The sequence below is a fragment of the Psychrobacter phenylpyruvicus DSM 7000 = NBRC 102152 genome, assembly GCF_000685805.1.
Classification (GTDB): Bacteria; Pseudomonadota; Gammaproteobacteria; order Pseudomonadales; family Moraxellaceae; genus Psychrobacter; species Psychrobacter phenylpyruvicus.
This window is the reverse complement of record NZ_JMKP01000099.1, coordinates 1-1,266: the sequence shown is the minus strand read 5'-3', so window position 1 is coordinate 1,266 and position 1,266 is coordinate 1. Positions and strand designations below refer to the sequence as shown.

Sequence of the window (1,266 nt, the reverse complement as noted above, 5' to 3'; positions counted from 1 at the left end):
TGAGTTTGAGAGACGATACTATGATAGCCTTAATGAGTCAGACAAAGCTGCCTGACTCAAGCAATCCACTCTCCGATATAGTCGGGGCGGTTCAGGTGCTGATTGAGCGTTGTGATGCCAAGTATATCCTTCAACTTTCGCTTTTCCACGTTTCAAACTATCTAACTGAGAACTAGTAAACTTACTCTGAGCAATAGGATCATCCTTAATTGCCTTCCACATATCCAATGATGCTTGTCGCATTTGACCTGTATAACTTTTTGTCGTATCAATTTTGGTTGTAAATACAACAACATCATCAAAAATTGCTAAACCTCGACTATCATAAGGTATCCTTTTTACTGTACCATCTTTCAAGGTTAATTCTACTGCTTTATTACCATTCATATCTACACTAACATCGGCTCTATTGGTGCTAGCTTGCTGTGGTTTTTTAGGAACCGTTGTAGAGGTAACATTGTTTTCGCCATACACTGCCTCTAAATCCGAACGTTGACCTCTAGAATCGTAAATACCTTTAGGGTTTTGAGCCTCTTCACTACCAACTGCTAATATAGCGCCACCTGTTTCAGCAGCACCAATACCACTATCAGGTTTTGGCTTACCTGTCACTGCAGTTGCACCACCACGACCATCTTGGCGTGAATGGTGCCAATGAACTAAAAAGCCCGACTTATACTGTCAGGCTTTCGCATTAAGATATGTCAAACTGGCTTAATCTTCATCCTCTGAGGTATCTAAGTACCACTCCATAAACTCATAGAAGCTATTCCAGTGCGGTAAAGTACCGTCAATCAGTTGCTGTTGCTCACCCAAGTTGAAATCCCAGACACTATCGTCTTCTGTGTTGTAGAGATAACCGCCCTCAGTAGAACCCGTACTAAATAGAATAAAATTTTTGGGTATACCCCAGTGTTTATGAGCCATATCAGTTTCCATAAGAAAAGGATCTGTCAATGGATAAGTATCATCATTGCGATCAAGTGCTCTAAGAAAATATCTTGAATATAACTCCATGAATTCACTATTACTTTTAACACCTAATTTAGTAAGGATTTCCATTGTTTCTTGTCTTTTATTTATTTTTTTTCGAATTACAGGATACTCTTGTTTATCAAGTAATTTCTCAATTTTCTCCAAACTCATATTAATTATCCCCCAGTTGTTTTAGTTGAACCGCCCCGACTATATCGGAGAGTGGATTGCTTGAGTCAGGCAGCTTTGTCTGACTCATTAAGGCTATCATAGTATCGTCTCTCAAACTCA

The 1,266-nt window shown here is 39.3% G+C and carries 2 protein-coding genes; both read right to left on the bottom strand.

Annotated features, from left to right (window positions below):
* Window positions 1-18: 18 nt before the first annotated feature.
* Window positions 19-612: an HNH endonuclease gene (locus tag G561_RS0113590; protein ID WP_028860004.1), complete on the bottom strand. Its 594-nt coding sequence runs from the start codon at window positions 610-612 to the stop codon at window positions 19-21.
* Window positions 613-714: 102 nt separating this feature from the next.
* On the bottom strand, window positions 715-927 hold the full coding sequence (locus G561_RS15430; protein WP_147286699.1) for a hypothetical protein: 213 nt from the start codon (window positions 925-927) through the stop codon (window positions 715-717).
* Window positions 928-1,266: the final 339 nt, after the last annotated feature.